Below are 20,765 nucleotides of genomic sequence, written 5' to 3'. Positions count from 1 at the left end.
GCTGAGTCCCAGGCCTGTGCCCGGGACGTGAGGCGATGGAGGGGCGCGATGGACGCGCGGATCAGGATCACCGGCGGCGACGAGGTGCGGGAGACGGCGGAGCTGTGGGACTGGCTGCGGCGCGAACGCGCGCTCGCGGGGCTGGTCCGGGCCGTCCCGACCCCGCCCGCCGACGGGGAGTTGGGCGGGGTCCATGAGGTCCTGGAGGTTGCCCTCGGCGCCGGCGGCGCGGGCGCGGTGGTGGCCAGGGCGCTGGAGGTCTGGCTGCGGACCCGGCGCTCGGACGTGACGGCCGAGGTGACGACGATGAGTGAGCCGCCCGAACCACCCGCGTTCGCCGACTCCCGGGCCATCCTGATCGGCACATCACCGCCATCCCGGACCCGGCCAACCCGGCTTCGCAGGTGCCGGTCCTGCGACGGCTCGCCAAGGGGACCCGGGACGACCTGCTGCACGCCGGCCGCCGTGGCCGGCAGCGACTGTCTCCAGCAGACGACCGGGAAGGTGACGGACAAGCAGACGAAGGACGGCACCGGCACCGACTTCGACCTGACCATCGCCCGCGATTGGGCCCACGCCGACACCTCCACGGTCGACCAGGCGTTCTACGACGCCGTGGCGACCGGCTCGCAGGTGAGCCTGAAGCTCTGGAAGGGCCGGGTGATGGAGATCTCCCAGCAGGGCCACCGCTACGTCGTCGAGTACACCCCTTTCCTCGCCTGCGCGCGGGATCCTTCCGGCCGTCAGCCGAGTTGGAGTTCGTGAGCCGGCCCCGCAGCCGCGGGGCCCGGGCAGCGGACGAAGGGGGACGAGGGCGGGATGGGGAGCGGAACGGCGCCGGACAACGCGGCGCAGCGGCGGGTCGAGGCGGTCCTGGAGGAGGTCACCGGCTCCGGTGCGGAGCTCGGCGTGCAGGTGGCCGCGTGGCTGGACGGTGAGCTGGTGGTGGACGCCTGGGCGGGCGCGGCCGACCGGGCCGGGGACCGGCCGATGGGGCCGGACACGCTGGTGCCGGCCTGGTCGATCGGGAAGGGGGTGGCGGCCGCCCTGGTGGCGGTGCTGGTGGACCGGGGCGTGCTGGCGTACGGGGACCCGGTGGCGCGGTACTGGCCGGAGTTCGGTGCGGCCGGCAAGGAGCGGATCACGCTGGGCCAGGTGCTCTCCCACGTGGCCGGGCTGCCGCAGCTGCCGGCGGACGTGACGCCCGAACGGCTGCTGGACCTTCCGGCCACGGCCGCCTGGCTCGCCGGGCAGGAGCCGCTGTGGAAGCCGGGCAGCGCGGTCGGCTACCACGCCTGGACGTACGGGGTGCTGGTGGCCGAGATCCTGCGCCGCGCCACCGGCCGGGGCTGCGACGAGCTGCTGCGCGAGGAACTGGCCGGGCCCCTCGGGATCGCCGACGACCTGCTCTTCCACGCCCCAGAGCACCTGCTGCCGCGGGTGGCCACCTGTGACGACGGCGGCTGGGCGGCTCGGCTGGAGGGGATCCCGGCCGGAGCTCCGTTCTTCGTCTGCGCCCCGCGCGCCGTGCTCCCCGTGGCCGGGCTGGCCAACCGCGCCGACTTCCGGCGCACGCCGCTGCCGGCCAACGGTGTGATGACCGCGCGTGCGGTCGCCCGGCTGTACGCGGCGCTGGCGGGCGGCGGTGAGCTGGACGGGATGCGGCTGCTCTCGGGACCGGCCCTGCGGGAGGCGACCACGGTCCGCGCGAGCGGCGTGGACCGGATGCTGGGCATCCCGTGGACGATGGGCTACGGCTTCCTGATCGGGGACGCCTCCTCGCCGCCGGTGCGTCCGGCGGGCGGCTTCGGCCACAGCGGGTCGGGCGGCAGCACGGCGTTCGCCGACCCGGCGCACCGGTTCTCCTTCGCCCTCGTCAAGAACCGGATGACCACCGGCGGCCTGGACGCCCGACTGGCCGCCGAGATCCGCACGGCGCTGGGCATCGCGGACGGCTGAGGACACGACGGGCCGCCGGGCCGCCGCATCCCCGGCGGCCTGTGCGGCCCCAGCGGCGCGTCGTCGGCGGCGGGGGAATTCCGGCGGCTTCCGATCTGCCGGTCCGTCACAATCCCGGAACGTCACTTCCTGCTGATTATCCGGGTGCGCGATTCGGCGAGTGCCGCGACCGATTCCTGTTCACTCCCCCCTCCCCCGCAGGTCGCTCCCCGAACACGGATCGCCGGGGCGAACCGTCGTTCCCACGAGGGGACGACCGGTTTCCGGCAGGGAATCTCGTACGGAATCCGATACGGAATCAGGCCCGGGAGCCGACCATTGTGCGCAAACACAGGCGGGTCGCGTCAGACTCCCAGTTGATCTTCTGAGATGCTGTTCCTGTCCGCCGTTCACGACTTCGAACGGCGGGCGTCCGCAGTACCGGGTAGTCCGCCCGGGAAGCCCACGGAGAGAACGGAACATCATGAAGCCATCCGTGCTTGTCGTGTCCACCGACCCCCAGGGGTCCGCCGTCGTCTGGGCGGAGAGAGTGGGCGACAACCTGCCCTTCGACTTCATGGCGGCGCACGACCATGCCGAACAGCTGATCCACCTCAAGAACACCGGCGCGAAGATCCACGTCATCGCCAACCAGAAGGGCGGCGTGGGCAAGACCACCACCACGGTCAACCTCGCGGCGTGCACGTTCGACGTCCTCGGCGAGAAGGACGAGTACGAGCACATCTTCATCGACACGCCGGGCACCCTGGCCGACGAGGAGATCCTGCGCCGGGCCCTGGAGATAGCGGATGACGTCCTGGTCCCGATGATCACCGAGCCGCTGTGCTTCGACCCGACGGCCCGGACCATCCAGAAGGTCATCGAGCCGATGAACATCCCCTTCCGGATCGTCATCAACAACTGGGACCCCCGGGACGGCCGCGCCGACCTCGAGGACACCGAGGCGTACATCGCGGCGAAGGGCTGGCCGCGTGCCAAGACCGTCCTGCGCCGCTACAAGATCCACTCGCGGGCGGTCGCCGAAGGCACCGTCGTCACCCAGTACAAGGAGAGCGGCACCGCCTACCGGGCCCGCGAGGACTTCTTCCGGCTGTCCCTCGAGCTCGGGTACGGAGGCCGCTGATGGCAGGCCGTCGCGTCTCCTTCGCCTCGATGGCCACCGACCCGGTCGTCGACGCCCCCGGCGTCGACAGCGCCAACTCCGCGGCCAACAACACCCCGGCCCGGTGGATCCCCACCGCCAACTGCCTCCCCAACCCGCGCAACCCCCGCGACGAACTGGGCGACCTCTCCGACCTGGCGAGCATCAAGGACCGCCAGCTGCAGAGCTGCCTCGCCGTCACCCCGGCCGCCTACCTGCGGCTGTGGCCGGAGGACCGGCAGGCACTCGGCGCGGGCCCGCAGGACGTGGTCGTCGTCAACGGCAACCGCCGCCGCGCCGCCGCGCAGCTGTACGGGCGCGAGCAGCTGCTCGTCGTCGTCGACGACACGGTGGCGGAGTCCAAGGCGACCCTGCTGCGCGCCGCGCTCGACGAGAACATGGCGCGCAAGGACTTCGACCCGATCGAGGAGGCCAACGCGGTCCTGCTCATCGTGGCGCAGTACCCCACCGCCAAGGAGGCCGCCGAGGCCGAGGGCTGGTCCCAGAGCTGGATCTCGCACCGCAAGAACCTGCTGAAGCTCCACCCCGAGCTGCAGCGCCAGGTGCGGGCCAAGGCGCGCGGCGAGGAGGGCGTCTCCATCAACGTCGCGCGCCGGCTGGGGTCGGTGAAGGGCATCGAGGAGATGTCCCTGGCCCAGCAGACGTCGGAGCTGGAGCAACTGCTCCAGGCCGACGCCGACGCGGTGGCGGCCAAGCGGGCGGCGAGGCTGGAGGCGAAGGCCGCGCCCAAGGCCACTCCTGCCGTCGCGCAGGCTCCGCAGCCGGTGGTCACATCTGCACCGGCCGCCCAGCCGACCGCTCAGCCGGCCGCCCGGCCGGTGGCGGAGGCGGCACCGTCGGCGGCGGCACCGGCTGCGGCGGAGCCCGCGGCCCCCGCCGCACCTCGGCCGGAGCCTGCTCCGCGCAGTCCGCTGCCGGACGCCGAGCCCGCCACGGACACCGACCGATTTTCCGCGGAAAATTCCGAGCCGCTCCCGATGCCGGAGCAGCGGGCCGTCGTCCCGTCGTCGGACGAAGCGCCGTCGGCCGCCACTCCGTCGACGGAACTCGGCAACGTCGACTGGCACGACGTCGAGGAACTGGCAGACGCCATCTGCCGCACCCTCTCGGCCGACGAGGCCTACCGCCTCGCCGACGCCCTGGCCAACCGTCTGCTGACGACCAGCAGCTGACACGTGCGTGGTGTCCCGCCTTGCCCATCGGGTGAGGCGGGACACCACGTCTCTTTGAGGCCCCGGCGGGGCATTCCGACCGGCGCCTCCATCGCATGCCTCTCGGGACTGGGCGGGCCATCCCGAGCCACGGCGCCGGACCCATGACACGATGCCAGTCCTCCCCGCGCCCGCAGGGGCCGGCCGCATTCGTCATCCGGCCCAGCCCCGGCCGCCTCGTGAGAGGATCCTGCCGACATTTCTGCGCGAGGAGGCACACGGCGGACGACCGCTCGAAGCATGACCACTCCGGATGGGAGGAGGTCGTGCTCGCGGCCCGCGAGCGTGCCCGCTCGCGGCAGGCCCACATGGTCGAGCGGTTCGGGCTCTCGGGTGATGTGCAGTACCACTGGTCGATGGACGATGCGCAGATCGCGTGGTCCCGCGCCGGGAAGGTGTTCCTCACCGGCCGACTCACGATGATCGGCAGCGTCAGCCTCGCCCAGCAGTCCTGGCTGTGGTCCTGGGCGAACGGGTCACTGCCGCAGGCCGTCCTGGGCGACATCGAGCGGGTCCGGCAGTTCGGCGAGGCGAACGACTACCCCGTCCTGCCGTGGCCGGGCTTCGACTACCACCCCGAGCTCGTCGCCGAGGCCCGGATGGTCGCGGCATCCGTGCTCGACGCCGAGGGCCTGTGGGCGGAGTCCCTGGATGACGTACAACTCCACTTTCTGGTCCACGACTTGGTACTCGCCGACTGAACGACGGTCACGGGCCCAGCGGCACTCGGCACTGCCCGGTGCCGTGGACGTGCCTGAAACGCCTCACCCGGTGCGGACCCAGGCAGTGAAGTCGTCAGCGAGTCCGGGCGGGTTGGCCGCCTCGGTCCGGCGGGCGATGGCCTCGTAGTACTCCAGCTCGTGGAGGATCACGGGCACCGGCCTGCCGATGGTGTTCTCGATGACGCCCTCGTCGTGGAGGTCGCGAGCGAGCTGCACGCACGTCTGGTTGAAGTTGGCCTCGATCAGTGCGGCAGTCGGCCCGACGGTGGTCATCCAGTCGTCGGGGTGGGCGGGGTCGTCGTACCAGAGTCCGAGGTCGGCGATCCACCGGTGGCGGGCTGCGGCTCCGTCGGGGTCTCGGGTGAGGTCGCCGATGACAGTGAGCTCGTTCTGGAGCCAGAAGGCGTAGTTCCAGCGGGCTTCTGCCTCGTCGGAGGCGTTCGCGATGCTGCGTCGGAACTGAGCTTCGGTGTTGAATCCGATGGTCAGCGTGGGCTGTCGCGGGTCGTCCCGCTCGTTGTCGACGAAGAACGAGAGGACGTAGATGTCCGCTGCCTCGGCAGCCGGGATCGAGCTGATCGCTCGCGTGGCGAGGGTTCGGAGATGGTCCTGGAAGGTCACGGGGTCGGAGCCTTTCGAGTGCGGAGCCGGATGCCCGGTTGGTCCTCTGGCTCAGGGCGGGCGGGTGACCGGCGGTTCGATCCGAGTCGGATCACCCCAGCAGTCCAGGACCGTCCGGCATGATCACCCGCACCCGTGCCTATCAGTGTCGCGGATCCGGCTCCCGTCCAGCCTCAGGGCATGCAGTTCCTCGTTGTGCCCGTGGGAGGCCGGAAGGTGGCGTCGGTCCTCCTTCCCACGGCTGAGGTGAAATCCCTTTGCCAGCCGTTGCCGCGTGACCCGAGACTGGGTCCATGCTCGGATTCGTCAGGACCGACAACGAAGCCCTCGTCTCGTGCTTGGGCGACCCACAGCGCGCCGTGGCGGCCTACCAGGAGCTGCTGCGACGCAAGGAGGACTCGGTGGGCGCCATCCGCGCCGGCCTGTCCCACGAGAACGCGGCTGTCCGTGAGGGCTGTTGCCGCCTTCTGGACCACCTGGTCGACACCGCGTCCATGGGTCGGCTCATCACCATGACCGACGATCCCGACGCCCGGGTCAGGATCGCCGCGTTCCACGCCCTGGCCTGCGACCGGTGCAAGGGCGACACCTGCGCACCGGGCCCGGACCGGGTCCTCGAACCCGCACTGCAGCACCTGGCCTCCGACCCCGACGCGCAGGTCCGGTCGAGGGCCGCTGAACTCGTCGGCAAGTTCGTCCATACCGATGCCCGCGCCGTCGCCGCTCTGGAGGCGGCCCACGCCCAGGACCCGAGCCCGGCTGTCCGGAAGAAGGCGGGCTGGTACACGCCAGGAGGGGCCATCTACGAACGGACCGTCCCACGCGCACCGCGGTAACGGGACAGCCCTGAGGGATGCCCCGCCGCGGGACAGCGGCTCCGACGGCACCCGTTGCCACTACCGCAGCCGAACGCCCGGCGTGCGCGCGGTGCCCTTTGCGCGGATGCGCTGGCCGAGGAAGAGGGCGGCGCGGTCCAGTGCCTCGTCGGCCTCGTCCAGGACACCGGCGAACGCCTGGAAGACGTGCGGGACGTCGGCGGTGATGTCCAGGATGACGTCCACTCCGGCGTCCCTCGCGCGAGCGGCCATGCGCGTGGAGTCGTCCAGGAGCATCTCGTTGGTGCCCGCCTGGAGGAGCATCGGGGGGAAACCGGTCAGGTCGGCGAGGGTGGCGGGGCTGAGCAAGGGCTGGTGCGGGTCCTGCCCCGCGAGGTACATGGCCCCGGTGTGTTCCATGGCCGCACGCGTGAAGAACGGATCGATGCCCGCCTTGGTGTCCATGCTCGCGCCCGTCCGGGTCATGTCGAGCCCCGGGGAGAACGCGACGATCGCGGCGGGCACGGGCAGGCCCGCGTCGCGGGCGGCGAGGCAGGTGGCGACGGTGAGACCGCCGCCGGCGGAGTCCCCGGCGAACGCGATCGCCGAAGGGTCCTCGCCGCTGTCGAGCAGTGCGCGGTAGGCGCTCACCCCGTCCTCGATCGCGGCCGGGAACGGGTCCTCGGGGGCGAGCCGGTAGTCCAGCGAGAACGCCCTGAATCCGGTTCTGGTCACCAGGTTCCCCGTCAGCGACATGGCCGTCTGCGGTGAGCCGACCACGTAGGAGCCGCCGTGGAAGTACAGGATCGTCCCGGCCTTCGGGGCGCCGGCCGGCTCGACGAGCACCGCGGGCCGGTCGCCGAGCGTCGCGGTCCGGGTGCGGATCCCGGCCGGGACGATCATTTCGGCCATCATCGCCCTGAACCCGGCACGGAGTTCCTCCACCGCCCGAGGGCCCTCGGGCCGGGGCTGCCGGACCATCGCGTCGATCTCCGCGCGCTGTTGCCTGCTCATCGTCGCCGTCTCCATCTCAAGTGCATTCCAGGGAACTATATGCCCAGGCATTTAGATTAGAATATATGCCATGGCATCTACGTCAAGCGGTGACCGGGTCGACCTCCCGGGCTTCTTCGCCGATCTCGTCCGCTGCGAGACGCGCCTCTACAACGCGCTGAACGACCGTCTCCGCGAACGGCACGAGATCGTCACCTCGCAGTTCGAGTTCCTGCGCTTCCTGCGCGACCACCCCGGGTCCCGGGTGGCCGACCTCGCCGCCGAGTTCGCCATCGGCATCGGCGCGACCAGCAAGGGCATCGACCGCCTGGAGAAACAGGCATGGGTCATGCGGCAACCCAACCCGTCGGATCGCCGCTCATCACTGCTGGACCTGACAGACGACGGCCTGCAACTCGTCGAGGCCGCGGCGGCGACCTTCACCGAGGCACTGGCCGAGCTGACCGCAGGCGCCCTCGCCGGCCCCTCGGGACCGGCCGCCGTCCAGCTCCTGTCCGAACTTCGCTCCGCACTCGAACGCGACCAGATCGGCATGCCCACGGGCTGACCGGCACGCGCCTCCCGCGCGACTGCCCGTCGGCCCTGGTGGGCGCCCTCCCGCGGATGACGCCCTGTCATCCGCGGTGGCGCGATCCGTCACCCGCGGTGACGTCCTCCGGCCGGTACAGGAAGCGGCCCTGTCGGCTGCGGGACGTGGGACGTCGACCGGGGTCGGGTGTGGGTGGGTGGGTGGGTGGGTGGCTTGCCACCGCTAGAGTGCCAACCGATGCCTGTTCACCGCCCACCCCGCCCGAACACCGGTGTGACGTCACATGTGTGGCCGTCCGGCGGGCGCCACCTCTGGCCGTCCGGCGGAACAAGCGCGGAGCAGTCGCACACCCGGGGACACCTGGTCTACGCGGCCGGCGGCGTCCTGGCAGTTCACACCGAGCGCGGCACGTCCGTCGTTCCCGCCAACCGGGTCGCCTGGACCCCGGCCGGGTCCACGCACTCTCACCGCGCCCACGGCGACACCGATATGCGGATCGTCTTCCTCGCACCGTCCCTCGCCCGGCTCCTACCGGACCATCCCGCCGTGTTCCTGGCCTCCGCCCTCGCCCGCGAGGTCCTGCTCGCCCTGACCGGTCCCCGCGACACCGACGACGCCACGCCTGGCTACAGCCGCCCTGCGCGCGCTCGCCTCCTTCGAGTCCTCGTCGACGAACTCGGCGAAGCACACGAACAGCCACTGCACCTGCCGGAGCCACAGGACGACCGACTGCAAGCCGTCGCCCGGATGCTGTACGAGACACCGGCCGACAACGCCACGCTGGCCGAACTCGGGAAGGCGATCGGAGCCGGCAGCCGCACCCTCAGCCGACTGTTCCGCAACGAACTCGGCATGACCTTCTACGAGTGGCGCACACAACTGCGCCTCTACCACGCGCTCGTACTCCTCGCCGACGGCCACGACACCACCCAGACCGCCCACGCCTGCGGATGGGCCAACCCCAGCAGCTTCATCGCAGCGTTCACCGACCTCATCGGAACGACCCCGGGCCGCTACCGAACGGGTCGCCAGACCACCGCCCACGCAGCTCGCCTCCGTGCGGCGGTCAAGTCCTCAGGGTAGGTCCGGACCCCGCCGGGCGGCCCTCGCTTGGTGACAGGTCGGAGAGTCCGGATCAGGAGCTCGACGAAGCCGTCAGCTCGGCGCCGTCATCTCGGCGCGGTCATCTCGGCGCTATCGACCCGCCAGAGGAGCGCTGCCGTGAGCAGGTCCTTGTACGGCTTGGACTGGAACTGCAGCGGCGGAGCGCCGAATGACGCGCCGAACGCGTGCGGCGACTGTGCCAGTCCCGGCAGAATCCGGGCCGCTGCATCGTCGCCGGCCAGTTCGGGCGCCGGGGCTGCGCAGCCCCGGACGCCCACGTGCGGGTTGCCGAGCCAGGGACGCGTGTCGCCGCCGAGTCGTCGACGAAGGCCTTCGGATCACCGCCGAGGAGCGCTTCCAGATGCCGCGGCGTGTCAGAGGCGGGCCCCAGGGCGTGCAACAGGTTGATTCGGCGCCGTACGACGTCCGGTGGGGCGCCGTGCCCTTCGAGGAGGAGCGAGTCGGGCGCGGCGCTTCGTCAGGCAGGAACGTTGTTGATGACGGCCTCGGTCAGCGGCGAGAGCTGCTTCGACAGTTTGTCGAAGTCTGCGGTCCGACCATCGGACCACTGGGCCATACCGATGAGCATGCCGTGCCCGTAGGACGCGAAGCCCTGCACGAGGCCGCTGTCGGCCGGCAACCGGCTCAGGCCCGAGTCCGTGGGCGGGATGTGGACGGCGACCTCGTAGGCCTCGGGGTGGGAGCCCAGAAGGGTCACCAGGTGCACGCTGTCGCCCGGGTCCTTCATGGTGAACAGCGCCAGGTTGTACTGGTTGCCCTCGGCATCCTTGTACAGCGCCAGGTCGACGCCGAGACAGCCGTGGCCCTGTGTGATCAACCCGGCGAGGGTCGGCGCCACGGTGTCCGGGCCGGTGCAGCTCGGGTGCGCCACGTCCGCCACCAGCGTGTACCCCTGCACCTGCGCCGGAAAGACGGACAGCGGGATCGCCGAGGTCGGACCGTCGGACGCCGCCGACGGGGCACCGATCGACGGCGTCGCTGCGTGCGGCGAGGGAGCGGACGACGACGGCACAGCCGCGGCGGTCGGCGCAGGCGGGGCTGCGGCGGCCGGCGCCGGGTCCGGATCCGACGGTCGGAGTAGAGACGCCGCCGCGCCTGCGGCTACCAGCAGCGCAGCGGCCACGGGAAGCAGCAGCCGACGCCGCGCGTTTCGTCGCACGGGCCGGCGCGCCCGTTCGGCGGCACTCGGCTCCCGCACCGCGTTGTTCTTCTCAAACTCCTTGACGAACTCTTCCCACAGTTCGTCACCGGATTCACGCATGCTCACAGCTTCCACACCTTAATGATCATCACCACCGGTGGGAAGACTTGCCCCATGCCGTTGCCGGTGGAGGTGCTGCCGAACCGGATGACCCTCGACGTGCCGCCAGCCAGCACAGGGGCCGACTCGGGGGCGAAGGCCGTAACGGTGACTCGGCGGGGTCGGCTTTTCTGACGGGTCGACCGCTCCCTGCCGTCCAGCAGCTCGACGGAGACCTCGCGCGGCGACGGTGTTTCGGACATGATCAACCCCCGGGATCGCGCCGCTAGAATCGGACCAGCGACTCCACTTGGAACGACACGGACTGCCCACTCCGGTGGTCCACGGGTACATCCGCGATCGCCGCGGAGAGGAGGGAGACGAGCGGGATGAGCAGCGGTTCGGAACGGCCCCTGCGCGCGGACGCCGCCCGCAACCGGGCCAGGCTCCTCGACGCCGCCACCGAGGTGTTCACCACCCGCGGCATCGGCGTGCCCACCGAGGAGATCGCCCGCGCCGCCGGCGTCGGCGTCGGCACCCTCTTCCGCCACTTCCCCACCAAGGAAGCACTGCTGGAAGCCGTCATGGTCCGCCGGCTGCAGACGATCACCGACCGCGCCGCCCGGCTCGCCGCCGAGGCCGAACCCGCCGAGGCCTTCTTCGCCTGCTTCCGCCTGGTCGTCGAACAGTCCGCCGGCAAACAGGAGTTCACCCATGCCCTCACCGAAGCCGGCATCGACGTGCACGCCTCCCTGCGGGAGTCCAGCGAGCTGATGCGCGCCCAGCTGTCCGAACTCCTGGACGGCGCGCAGCGGGTGGGGGCCGTGCGCCCCGAGGTGGGCCTGCCGGAGCTGATCGCGCTGCTCGTCGGCGTCGGTACGGCGGCGGAGCAGCTCGCGGCCGATCCGGCGGCCCGCGAACGGATCTTCGACGTGGTCTTCGCCGGGCTGCGGCCACGCTGACCCGGCCCGACGCCGACCCGCCCGCCCCTGCCCAACGCCGACCCGCCCGCCCGCCCGATGCCGACGAGAGAGACGAGCCCCACCGTGTCGAACGCGCCCGTGATCCGCAGCGACGTTCCCGGGTCCTTCGCCTGGGGCGTCTTCCACGAACGCCATCCGAAGCTCGTCCGGCAGGTCCTCGACGCCCTGCCGTACGGCCCCGCCGAGCGGGCGGCGGTCGAGCGGCTGCTCGTGGAGAGCACCACCGGCGTCCTGGAGCCGCCGCACCCGGATGCTCCGGACGCGGCCCAGTGGCTGGCGTGGGGTGAGGGCCTGTGGGGCAGGCCGTGGGGCGAGGCGCCGTTCCTGTGGGCGGAGAGCTACTTCTACCGCCGACTCCTCGACGCCACCGGCTACTTCCGTCCCGGTGCGTGGCAAGGCGTCGACCCGTTCGCGCCGTTCAAGGCCGCCGAGTTGGGCGGGGCGGCGGTGGACGAGGAGTTGGCGGCGCTGGACGGGCTCGACGCTCTGCCGCAGGCCCGGCGGGCAGACGCACTGCTGTCGTCCGCGCTGTGGGGCAACCGCGCGGACCTCAGCTTCCGGATCACCGCGGAGCCCGGCGGGCCGGCCGCGTCCGACCTGGTCGCCGACGACAGCGCGCTGCTGCGGGCCGTACTGGAGCGGGCCGGGGGCGGCGGGCGGGTCTGCGTCGTCGCGGACAACGCGGGCCGGGAGCTGCTGCCGGACCTCGTACTGATCGACCACCTGCTGGCCTGCGGCTCGGCGGCGCAGGTCGCCCTGTACGTGAAGCCCCAGCCGTACTACGTGTCGGACGCGGCGATGACCGACGTCCTCGCCGCAGTCGAACGCCTGCGCAGCGCGCCGTCGCCGGCCGCCGGGGCGGTCGGCGAGCGGCTGTGGCAGGCGATGGGCAGCGGCGCGCTCGTGGTCCGTACCCACCCGTTCTTCTGTGCGCCGCTGCCGTTCCACGACATGCCCGCCGGCCTCCGGGCCGAGTTCGCGGGCGCGGCACTGACCGTCGTCAAGGGCGACCTCAACTACCGCCGCCTGGTCGGCGACCGGCTCTGGCCGCCGACCACCCCGTTCACCGAGGCGACGGGGCACTTCCCGTCAGCCGTCGCGGCCCTGCGGACGCTGAAGTCGGACGTCATCGTCGGCGTCGACGCCGCCACCGTCGACCGGCTCGACAGCAGCGGCGCGCCCTGGCGCACCAACGGCCGGCACGCGGTCGTCCAGGTCGACGCACGGCGGTAGCCCGCGATCGGCCCGTCCCCGGCTGCCGCGCGGTCCGGTCCCGTGCCGCGTGCAGGGCGTCGGTGAGCACGGGTGCGGCCAGGGCGGCGGCGAGGGCTTCGTGCCAGGTGTCGCCGAGGTCGTGGTGGCCGGTCACAGCCGCCGGCCGGCCTACGGGGCCGGGCTGATGTTGCCGTTGTCGTCCATCTCGAAGCGGCCCTCGGTCTTGCCGTCGACCTTGGTCTGGTCGAGCCAGTGTTTGGACAGGTTGTGCAGGTTCTTGTGCTGGACCTCCCAGGGCATCGAGTGACTGGCGCACTGCACCGTGACCAGGATCTTGTGCGGTCCCGTGATGGCGTCGTAGAGCGCGGGGACGTGGAAGTCGAGCGCCGGGTTGGGGTTGGACGGTGTCGTGTTGGCTGTCCTGTCGAACTCGCCGTGCACGATCAGCACGGGCACGCTTCCGCCGAGGACGCCTCCCTGCCCCGCGGTCGTGTTGTTCCAGCCCCACGTCACGAAGTTCCGGTACCGGCTGGCGCCCGCGGGCTTCCCGGTCGACGGGTCGACCGGTCCCCAGGTGCGGCCGATCGGATCGATGTCCATCAGGGCGCTCCACACGACGTCGACCATGTCGGACTCACGCTGGTCCGTGCAGTGCACCTCGTTGGTCCAGGCCTGTTCGAAGCCCTTCCTGGTGAGCACGTGGGTGGGGAAGCCCGGCGCCGGCAGGGTCGGCGGGTTCGGCGGACCGAGCGGCGGGAAGATCGGGGCGAGGAGGAACAGGCTCTCCACCTTCCCCGGGTTCTTGATCGCGTACGGCCCCATCGCGAACGCGGCCGCCGACCAGCCGATGAAGGCGACCTTCGAGACGCCGCGGGTGCTGCGGATGTAGTCGACGACGGTGGCGACCTCGTCCTGGTCGCTCTGGGAGTTGGTCAGGACGAAGGGGTAGCTCGCGGTGCGCGAGCCCATCAGCGGGGGCGTGACAGCGGACTGCTGACCGGGGTTGACGTTGCACGGGTCCTCCATCCGGGGACGCGGCGACCCGCCCGACCCCTGGAGGTCCATCATGAAGACGTCGTACCCGGCCTGGGCGAGGGCCTTGGCCCACCCGTACGAGGTGTGCTGGAGGTCGTAGCCCGCCAGCACCGGAATGCTCCTGCCGTGCAGCATGAGGACGGCCTTGCGGTTCGCGGGGGGACCGGACGGCGTGCCGTCATGCTCCCGCACGAAGAGTTCGACCTTCTGGCCCGCCGTTGCGGGGACGGTCGAGGTGTGAGGGACTGCGTGGTCGGTCGTGGTGATGGCCATGGGAGAACCCTTCTGCCGGCTGCGTCGAGGCGGTGGCCTCGGCAACCCCACAGTCGGCGAGGCACGTGCTCGGCGCCACAGCAGAGCCGCCGTCCGACGGCCGGGCTGGCCTGGCCGTACGGGTGGTCCGGGCTGGCCTGGCCGTACGGGTGGTCCGGGCCCGAGCCCGCCTCGACGACCGCCGCTGTCACACGTGCGCCGACGACGAGGAGCGCCTCCTCGAGGGTGCAGGTGCCGGTGCCGGTGCGCGGTGCCGGTGCAGGTGCGCCGTCAGGACAGCATGTTGATCCGGTACTGCATGATCCGGTAGTTCATCGGGTCGTACCACTGGCTGACGACGATGTGGAAGTTGCCGAACGTCGAGCCGGGGATGACGAAGCCGCCGTACGGGCTGGCGACGAGATTGCCGACTTCCTGCCCCGGGGTGCCGGGAAGGATCATGGCCTGTTCCAGGGTCCTGGTCAGGTCCGAGGTCGGGAGGGGGAAGACCATCGCCCTGATCGACAGCGGGTCCATGTTCAGCCACGTGAGGACGTACTTGCCGTCCATGGCGCGGAAGCACATCTCGCCCCACTTGCGGGTGCCGAAGACGGTCGTCGGGGCGGGCGCGTTCCACCGCCAGCCGCCGTCCGCGTAGCCCCACGGCTCGTAGGCGTCCGGGTTGCCGAGGCTGTCCTTGCGGACCCGGTGCAGCAGCATTCCCGATTCCACGTCGCGGTTGAAGACCGTCGACAGGACGTAGCAGTAGCCGTCGTCGGCCACGGCGTACGTCTTCTGCTGGAACTGGCCGCCGTGCAGGTCGCCCGCCCACTGGCACAGGTACTCCCAGGTCGCACCGTTGTCGGTGGAGCGCCAGAAGTCGGTGTGGTGGGTGTCGTAGATGACGCCCCGCATGAGGTGCATGTACATCACGCCGTCGACGACGAACACGTCGGACGGGATCGCCGTCGTGAACCTGTCGCCGACCGGGTTGTGCGGCTCGTCGACGAGGCTGTTGGCGTGGCCGCCGCCGACGCTGCCGTCGATGCGCAGGTTGTTCAGGTCCGCGCTGCCGGAGCGCAGACCGACCGGGGCGCGCCAGTCGGCGGCGCCCACCTGGTCCCCGTCGAAGGTGTCGCCGCAGACGAACAGCATGGTGCCGTCCGGGCACAGGACGGGGATGCCGAGGTCGGTCCACGGCGAGGCGAACGGCCCGGTCTCGACCGGGCCGCTGAGGTTCCTCACCTTGGTCGCGATCGTCGGACCGGTCGGGTCGTACGGGCCGTTGGCGATCGCCGCGGGAGCACCCGAACCGATGGCCCCCGCCCCCACGGCGACGCCGATGCCGATCTTGAGGAGCTTGCGGCGGGAGGGCCCGCCGGTCGTCGCGTCGTTCCCGCCCGATGGGTCTGTCATGCTGTCGATGGCCTTTCCGAGTCGACGGATTCCTGCGGCTCCGAACGGATTCCTGCCGGCTTCCAGTGGATTGCTGTGGCTTCGAGTGGATCGCGCACCCTCGGTGGCCACGGGTCGCCACCGAGGCTACGGCGAGCCGCCGCCGTTCCGACGATCCGTGGACAAACCTTCACTCAAATGAGGTATTCCACACGGCAGTTCACCATCCGGCCCGCGCACCCCAGGCACAGTCCGCTGGTGTCGGCGCGGCCGCCACGGAGTCGCACCCGATACCGCACCCGAGCCTGTGCCCGTGCCCGAGCCGGTGCCCGCGGATCACGGCCGACCTGCAACCGATTACGATCCCCCAGCGATCCTGTCTGACGAAACACGGCCGCGGGAACGCCCAGGGGCCGGACGAACTACGGGGGAAAGACATGGCTGATCCCGATGCGGGCTTGGAGTTCAAGGTCAACCCGGCCGAGCTGGACGGCTGCGGGCAGAGCGCACAGCACATCGGTGGCCTCATACCGGGCGAGACCTCGAAGGTCACCGAGCCGTGCAACCAGGCCGCCGGCGGCCTGAAGGGCTGGCAGACGGCCACCGCCATCCAGAACTGCGGGACGAACTGGAAGACGCTGCTGGACAAGCTCGGCGGTGACATGGGGGACGTCGGCACCAAGCTCGCCGCGTCGGCCACGTACTACCGCCAGGTCGAGAAGGACATCCACGAGAGCATGCGGAACCCGAACGCGCCGGTCCCGGCCGAGCCCGACCCGTTCGGCACGACCTTCGTCCCGGGCCCCGTGAAGCCCTCCAGCGCGAAGGCAGCCGAGTAACCCATGGACATCAAGACCCTCTACGACGCCGACTTCATCAACCTCATCACCGCGAAGACCGCCTTCGACACCCTGACCACCGCCTTCGGCCAGCACCACGAGTCGTGGCAGCAGGAAGTCATCAACCGGCTGAACAACTCGCAGTGGACCGGGACCGCGTCCGACCACGCCAAGGCCCGGATCCAGCTCCTGGACAACGAACTCCAGGCCGCCAAGCAGGAACTCACCCTCGTCGGTACCGCCCTGCACGAAGCCTCCGAGGGCTTCGCGGCCGCCCAGGCACACCTGATCAGCGCCCTCGACGACGCGAAGGCCAAGAAGATGACCGTCGCCCCCGACGGCGGCATCACCTGGGACAACGACCCCAAATCGGCCAACTTCGCCGGCACCGACGCCGAGGCGCAGGCCCAGCTGATCAGCAAGCGGATCACCGCCGCGCTCACCGAGGCCGACCACGCCGACCAGACCATCAGTGCCCGCCTCGGCCACCTCGCCACCAACGCGAGCAACGGCACCGGCCTCGACTCCGCCACCGCGAAGGCCGACACCGACGCGGCGAACGCGCTCCAGCAGGTTCCCGCCGCCGGCACCGACCCCAACAGCGTCAAGGGATGGTGGAACAGCCTCACCGACGCCGAGCAGCAGCGGATGATCCTCAACCACCCCGACCAGGTCGGCGGCCTCGACGGCGTCCCCGCCGCCGCCCGCGACCAGGCCAACCGGATCAACCTGCAGCGCGGCAAGCAGGACCTGCAGCGCCAGCTCGACGGCCTCGGCCCCGAGCCCAAGCAGTTCCTCGGCTACGTCAAGGGCGAGCCGATCCCCAACCCCAAGTACGACGAGTGGAAGCGCCAGCACGACGACCTCGAAGACAAGATGAAGGGCGTCAAGGCCATCGAGGACCGGCTCAACAAGCCGGTCGACGCCAGCCACCCGCCCACGTACCTGCTCGGCTTCGACACCAACGGCAAGGGCCACGCCATCGTCGCCGTCAACAACCCGGACACCGCGGACAACGTCTCGACGTACGTCCCCGGCACCGGCGCGCGGCTCGGCGGCGTCGGCGGCGACATCGACCGGTCGGACCTCATGGTCGCCTCCGCGAACGCGGCCAACAAGAAGGCCGGCGATCCCGCCACCACGTCCTCGATCACCTGGATCGGCTACGACGCGCCGCAGTCGATCATCCCCGAGGCGGCGGACGACACGTACGCCAAGAACGCCGAGGACAAGCTGCACAGCTTCGAGACCGGCCTGCGCGCCACGCACGAGGGCAAGCCCTCCAACAACACCATCCTCGGCCACAGCTACGGCACCACGACCGTCGGCTACACCCTGCGCGACAAGGGCCTGCCCGTCGACAACGTCGTCCTCATCGCCAGCCCGGGCGCCGGCGTCGAACACGCCAAGGAACTCGGCGTCGACCCGTCCCACGTCTTCGCGGCACAGGGCGACGACGACATCATCAAGTACGCGGCGCCCGAGGACCTCGGCGGGGCGTGGAGCAACGTCGAGAACAACATCGGCGCCTGGACCGGCTTCAACGACAACCCCGACCACCACGTGGCCTTCGGGCGCGACCCGAGCGTCGACCAGTTCGGCGCCCACATCCTCCCCACCAGCCCGGGAACGGGCCACTCCGACTACTGGAACAACGGCTCCGCCTCCCTGCGCGCGATGGGCGAGGCCATCGCCGGAAAGCCGATCTCATGAGCGAAACCCGCAACACCCGCAACACGCGCAACACCCGCCACGCCCGGCGGTCCGCCGCCGCGGCCGCGCTGGCGGCGGCGACGCTGCTGCTCGCCGCCTGCGGCGCGAACACCGTGCCGGAGCGGTCGAAGCCCACCGTCACACTCGACCAGGCGAAGAAGCAGGTCGACGGCTACCTCGCGGACATCCTGGCCAAGCTGCCGGTCAAACCGACCGCCGGCTCGGGCGACTTCAGCGACCTGGAGTGCGACCACGACGACGTCGGCCCGCACGGCAGGAAGCAGACCGCCCGGGGGTACGACTTCGGGGACGTACCGTCCGCGCCCAAGGCCGAGACCGCCGCCGCCTTCCGCGCCTTCCTGACCGACCGGGGCTTCCAGCCGACCTCGGACGCCACCGGCCCCGACTGGATCAAGCTGAAGAACCCCAAGGACGACTTCCTCGCCGTCCTGGACGGCGTTTCCGACGCGAGCCACAACCTCTCCCTGCGCGTCAGCTCCCCCTGTGTCTGGCCGAACGGCACCCCGCCGGCCTGACCGCCACGCACGCTCCCGTGTGGTCCGCGTCCCCGGCCCCGGCCCCGGCCCCGGCCCCGGCCCCGGCCTCGGCCTCGGCCGAAACGCGGACCACACGGGGAGCCCGCACAGCCGCTCCTGACACCTCGGCGGTGACGGCCGACGGGCTCCGCGACCGACGAGTCAGGGGGCCGCGGCGGCGAAGGCGGCCGTGATGTCGGCGAGGTTGCGGCCCTGGCTGAGCAGGATGTGCAGGAGCAGGCGGGCCTTGTAGGCGTCGAGGTGGCCGGCTCGGATCAGTCCGCGGGCCAGCAGGTCCTTCTCCGAGCCGGGGAAGCCGTATGTGCCCTGCAGGACGGGCCCGTTGCCGATGCGGCTGGCGAGGACGACCGGGATCCGCGACGCGGCCTGCTCGAGGATGCCCACGAAGTTCTCGGGGACGTGACCGACTCCGAACGCGGCGACGACGAGCCCGTCGCACGCCTTCGCCATCGCGGCGAGGAGGGTGCCGTCGTCGCCGAGCGTCGCGGTGTACAGGCCGACGCGGGCCGCGGCGCCGGTCGACGGGCCCGCGAAGGTCGTACGGCGGGCGAGCGGGCCGTGGAGGTGGACGTGCCCTTCGTAGAGCCGCCCGAGCGGGCCGGTGGCCGGGGAGGTGAAGGCGGCGGGGCTGGTGCTGTGGGACTTGCAGACCTGGCGGGCGGCGTGGATCTCGTCACCGAGGACGACCACCGCGCCCGCACCCGTCAACTCCGGCGCAGCGGCGGCGATGACGGCCGCGTGGATGTTCGCCGGGCCGTCCGCCCCGGGCAGGGTGGGGTTGCGCATCGCCCCGGTGACGACGATCGGCTGGTCGCCGGGATGAAGCAGGTCGAGGAGGAAGGCGGTCTCCTCGATGGTGTCGGTGCCCTGGGTGACCACCGCGCCGTCGCAGCCGGTCCGGAAGGTGTCGGCGAGGGCGTCCGAGAGCGCGCTCAGGTCGTCGAAGCCGAGGGAGGCGCCGGGCACGTTCCGGATGTCGTGGACGCGCAGTTCGACGTCGAGGTCCCGCAGGGCGGGGACGGCGGCGAGGAGGTCATGGGCGGACAGGGCCGGCACGACACCGCCGGTGGCCGGATCGATGGTCATGGCGATGGTGCCGCCCAGGGAGAAGATCGCAACCGTCCGTGTGCCCACTGTCGTTGTCTCCTTGTCCGGGGCTCGGGGTCCGGGGTCCGGGGTCCGGGAGCCGAGTGTCAGCCTGTCAGCGGTGCGGCCTGGCGGGGACGATGAAGCTGACGCAGGCTACGGCTATCACGTCTTTGGTGCGCATCGTCGCTATCCCTCTGTGCTCGCGAGGTCCAGCGACACCTTGTCGTCGCTGATCCGCGTGGCGCCTTTGAACTCCAGCTGGGTGCTGATTTTACGTTCGCGGTCCCAGGTGGATCGGGTTGCTCCAGGCCCGTCGCCCGGCCACGTCCTCGACAGTGACCCGGCAGTACCCGCCCGCGAACATCGCTACAGGCAGCGAGCAGTCCGTGAGGTCCGTGCCTTCGAGAACTTGCTTGCCAGGCTTGCTCCCGGTGATCAGCACCTTGCGTACCGGCGAAGATGCCACGGCGATCTGGTCGTTGCTCAGCTGGATGTCGTACAACTCGGGCCCGGTGCTCGAGTAGTAGTGGCCTGCCTTGAGTGCCGTGAGGAGTGCCTCCGGGCAGAGCGACTCCGAGCGGACCTGGACCCAGGCTGCACAGGCCGGTGGATCCTCGGGTTGGAAGTGCGAGTCGTCCGCAGCGTAGGCGCTCAGTCTATGACCGCGGCTGAGCAGCACATCGGTCAGGTGCCAGCTGTCGCCCCGGTCCTCGTAGGCGGACAGCGCGTTGTAGACCTCGACTGCGTGTGCCGCGTCCAGGCTCTCGGCGTCGGAGAGAGTGAGGAGCGATGCGGCAGGGTGTGCCATCCCGATGAACGCGCCGGCGGTTCGTGCACGGCGCGCCAGCTGCGTGCCGCTCTCTCCGGGCCCCGGAGAAGGGAAGCCGAGCGGCAACCCCACCGCGAGAATATGCCACTCCGAGGAGAACTCAGTGCTCGGGCCGTGCAACTCAGCGCCGAGCAGCGTGGTGAACTCGGGGGTTCGTAGCGGTCGGGTGTCTGTCAGCGGAAACCCGTACTTGGCGCGGAAGTGGTCGGTGATCGCCAGAAAGTCGTAGCCGACTTCGCGGTAGTGGGCCACCGTCTTCTCGGGTGACAGGGCGCCATCGGACTTGTCGGAATGCGCATGCAGATTTCCGCGCCAGAAGCGGCCCGGCTGATTGAAGGGCGATTCGGTCACGCTGCCCCCTCGTCGGCGTGGTCGGGGCGTCCACCCCCGCCGACCTGTCGACTGCGACCTGCGACCTGCGACTGCGACTGCGACTGCGACTGCGTGGGCGAACGTAGCA

The 20,765-nt window shown here is 71.0% G+C and carries 21 protein-coding genes; 13 read left to right on the top strand and 8 right to left on the bottom strand.

Going from position 1 to position 20,765, the window contains the following annotated elements; all coding sequences use genetic code 11:
- Positions 1-48: 48 nt before the first annotated feature.
- The 5 genes from ACZ52R_RS22910 (at position 49) to ACZ52R_RS22890 (ending at position 5,033) form a co-directional block, all read left to right on the top strand.
- Positions 49-765: an effector-associated constant component EACC1 gene (locus tag ACZ52R_RS22910; RefSeq protein ID WP_465625011.1), complete on the top strand. Its 717-nt coding sequence runs from the start codon at positions 49-51 to the stop codon at positions 763-765.
- Between the two features lie 54 nt (positions 766-819).
- Complete coding sequence (locus ACZ52R_RS22905; RefSeq protein WP_465662922.1) at positions 820-1,959, top strand: serine hydrolase domain-containing protein; 1,140 nt, start codon at positions 820-822, stop codon at positions 1,957-1,959.
- A gap of 475 nt (positions 1,960-2,434) precedes the next feature.
- Complete coding sequence (locus tag ACZ52R_RS22900; protein ID WP_465625007.1) at positions 2,435-3,082, top strand: ParA family protein; 648 nt, start codon at positions 2,435-2,437, stop codon at positions 3,080-3,082.
- Positions 3,082-4,293 carry a ParB/RepB/Spo0J family partition protein gene (locus ACZ52R_RS22895; RefSeq protein ID WP_360504793.1) on the top strand — a complete coding sequence of 404 codons (1,212 nt, stop codon included), beginning with the start codon at positions 3,082-3,084 and terminating at the stop codon, positions 4,291-4,293. Before ACZ52R_RS22900 ends, ACZ52R_RS22895 begins: the two co-directional genes overlap by 1 nt.
- Before the next feature lie 305 nt (positions 4,294-4,598).
- Entirely contained in the window at positions 4,599-5,033 is a 435-nt protein-coding gene (locus ACZ52R_RS22890; protein WP_465625004.1) for a DUF6882 domain-containing protein, read from the top strand.
- A gap of 63 nt (positions 5,034-5,096) precedes the next feature.
- Here the strand turns inward: ACZ52R_RS22890 and ACZ52R_RS22885 are convergent, their stop codons facing one another.
- Positions 5,097-5,675 (bottom strand): hypothetical protein, encoded by a 579-nt coding sequence (locus ACZ52R_RS22885; protein ID WP_360504796.1) that lies wholly within the window; start codon positions 5,673-5,675, stop codon positions 5,097-5,099.
- Between the two features lie 293 nt (positions 5,676-5,968).
- Here ACZ52R_RS22885 and ACZ52R_RS22880 point away from each other — a divergent pair, with 293 nt between their 5' ends.
- Positions 5,969-6,511, top strand: a complete 543-nt coding sequence (locus ACZ52R_RS22880) for a HEAT repeat domain-containing protein (protein ID WP_465625001.1) — start codon at positions 5,969-5,971, stop codon at positions 6,509-6,511.
- Positions 6,512-6,571: 60 nt separating this feature from the next.
- Here ACZ52R_RS22880 and ACZ52R_RS22875 read toward each other — a convergent pair whose 3' ends face one another.
- Positions 6,572-7,504: an alpha/beta hydrolase gene (locus tag ACZ52R_RS22875; protein WP_465753991.1), complete on the bottom strand. Its 933-nt coding sequence runs from the start codon at positions 7,502-7,504 to the stop codon at positions 6,572-6,574.
- Between the two features lie 70 nt (positions 7,505-7,574).
- On the opposite strand from ACZ52R_RS22875, the gene ACZ52R_RS22870 reads away from it, so the two are divergent.
- Together ACZ52R_RS22870 and ACZ52R_RS22865 are read left to right on the top strand one after the other, a co-directional pair.
- Positions 7,575-8,051: a MarR family winged helix-turn-helix transcriptional regulator gene (locus ACZ52R_RS22870; RefSeq protein WP_465753990.1), complete on the top strand. Its 477-nt coding sequence runs from the start codon at positions 7,575-7,577 to the stop codon at positions 8,049-8,051.
- Between the two features lie 219 nt (positions 8,052-8,270).
- The gene (locus ACZ52R_RS22865) at positions 8,271-9,116 is read left to right on the top strand and encodes an AraC family transcriptional regulator (protein WP_465662930.1); all 846 of its coding nucleotides are present in this window, start codon (positions 8,271-8,273) and stop codon (positions 9,114-9,116) included.
- 499 nt (positions 9,117-9,615) lie between these two features.
- Here ACZ52R_RS22865 and ACZ52R_RS22860 read toward each other — a convergent pair whose 3' ends face one another.
- Together ACZ52R_RS22860 and ACZ52R_RS22855 are read right to left on the bottom strand one after the other, a co-directional pair.
- Positions 9,616-10,425, bottom strand: coding sequence for a hypothetical protein (locus tag ACZ52R_RS22860; RefSeq protein WP_465753989.1), 810 nt, complete (start codon positions 10,423-10,425; stop codon positions 9,616-9,618).
- Positions 10,422-10,661 carry a hypothetical protein gene (locus ACZ52R_RS22855; protein ID WP_465624989.1) on the bottom strand — a complete coding sequence of 80 codons (240 nt, stop codon included), beginning with the start codon at positions 10,659-10,661 and terminating at the stop codon, positions 10,422-10,424. Before ACZ52R_RS22855 ends, ACZ52R_RS22860 begins: the two co-directional genes overlap by 4 nt.
- Positions 10,662-10,787: 126 nt before the next feature.
- On the opposite strand from ACZ52R_RS22855, the gene ACZ52R_RS22850 reads away from it, so the two are divergent.
- Together ACZ52R_RS22850 and ACZ52R_RS22845 are read left to right on the top strand one after the other, a co-directional pair.
- Entirely contained in the window at positions 10,788-11,360 is a 573-nt protein-coding gene (locus ACZ52R_RS22850; protein WP_465753988.1) for a TetR/AcrR family transcriptional regulator, read from the top strand.
- Positions 11,361-11,444: 84 nt separating this feature from the next.
- On the top strand, positions 11,445-12,614 hold the full coding sequence (locus ACZ52R_RS22845; RefSeq protein WP_465753987.1) for a damage-control phosphatase ARMT1 family protein: 1,170 nt from the start codon (positions 11,445-11,447) through the stop codon (positions 12,612-12,614).
- Between the two features lie 150 nt (positions 12,615-12,764).
- Here ACZ52R_RS22845 and ACZ52R_RS22840 read toward each other — a convergent pair whose 3' ends face one another.
- Both ACZ52R_RS22840 and ACZ52R_RS22835 read right to left on the bottom strand, forming a co-directional pair.
- Positions 12,765-13,904 carry an alpha/beta fold hydrolase gene (locus tag ACZ52R_RS22840; protein ID WP_465624983.1) on the bottom strand — a complete coding sequence of 380 codons (1,140 nt, stop codon included), beginning with the start codon at positions 13,902-13,904 and terminating at the stop codon, positions 12,765-12,767.
- 270 nt (positions 13,905-14,174) lie between these two features.
- The gene (locus ACZ52R_RS22835) at positions 14,175-15,299 is read right to left on the bottom strand and encodes a DUF4185 domain-containing protein (RefSeq protein ID WP_465753986.1); all 1,125 of its coding nucleotides are present in this window, start codon (positions 15,297-15,299) and stop codon (positions 14,175-14,177) included.
- Between the two features lie 416 nt (positions 15,300-15,715).
- On the opposite strand from ACZ52R_RS22835, the gene ACZ52R_RS22830 reads away from it, so the two are divergent.
- From ACZ52R_RS22830 to ACZ52R_RS22820, 3 genes are read left to right on the top strand one after another with little or no spacing between them, the layout of a single operon-like run.
- Entirely contained in the window at positions 15,716-16,117 is a 402-nt protein-coding gene (locus ACZ52R_RS22830) for a WXG100 family type VII secretion target (RefSeq protein ID WP_465624981.1), read from the top strand.
- 3 nt (positions 16,118-16,120) lie between these two features.
- Positions 16,121-17,830: an alpha/beta hydrolase gene (locus ACZ52R_RS22825; protein WP_465624979.1), complete on the top strand. Its 1,710-nt coding sequence runs from the start codon at positions 16,121-16,123 to the stop codon at positions 17,828-17,830.
- Positions 17,827-18,366: a hypothetical protein gene (locus ACZ52R_RS22820; RefSeq protein ID WP_465624977.1), complete on the top strand. Its 540-nt coding sequence runs from the start codon at positions 17,827-17,829 to the stop codon at positions 18,364-18,366. Before ACZ52R_RS22825 ends, ACZ52R_RS22820 begins: the two co-directional genes overlap by 4 nt.
- A gap of 162 nt (positions 18,367-18,528) precedes the next feature.
- Here the strand turns inward: ACZ52R_RS22820 and ACZ52R_RS22815 are convergent, their stop codons facing one another.
- The gene (locus tag ACZ52R_RS22815; RefSeq protein WP_465753985.1) at positions 18,529-19,521 is read right to left on the bottom strand and encodes an asparaginase; all 993 of its coding nucleotides are present in this window, start codon (positions 19,519-19,521) and stop codon (positions 18,529-18,531) included.
- Positions 19,522-19,747: 226 nt separating this feature from the next.
- Entirely contained in the window at positions 19,748-20,656 is a 909-nt protein-coding gene (locus ACZ52R_RS22810; protein WP_465753984.1) for a CehA/McbA family metallohydrolase, read from the bottom strand.
- Between the last annotated feature and the right edge of the window lie 109 nt (positions 20,657-20,765).

The organism is Kitasatospora sp. NPDC034023 (assembly GCF_055575795.1).
Note: the sequence above shows the minus strand (reverse complement) of the source record. Positions and strands in the feature narration are given on the sequence as shown.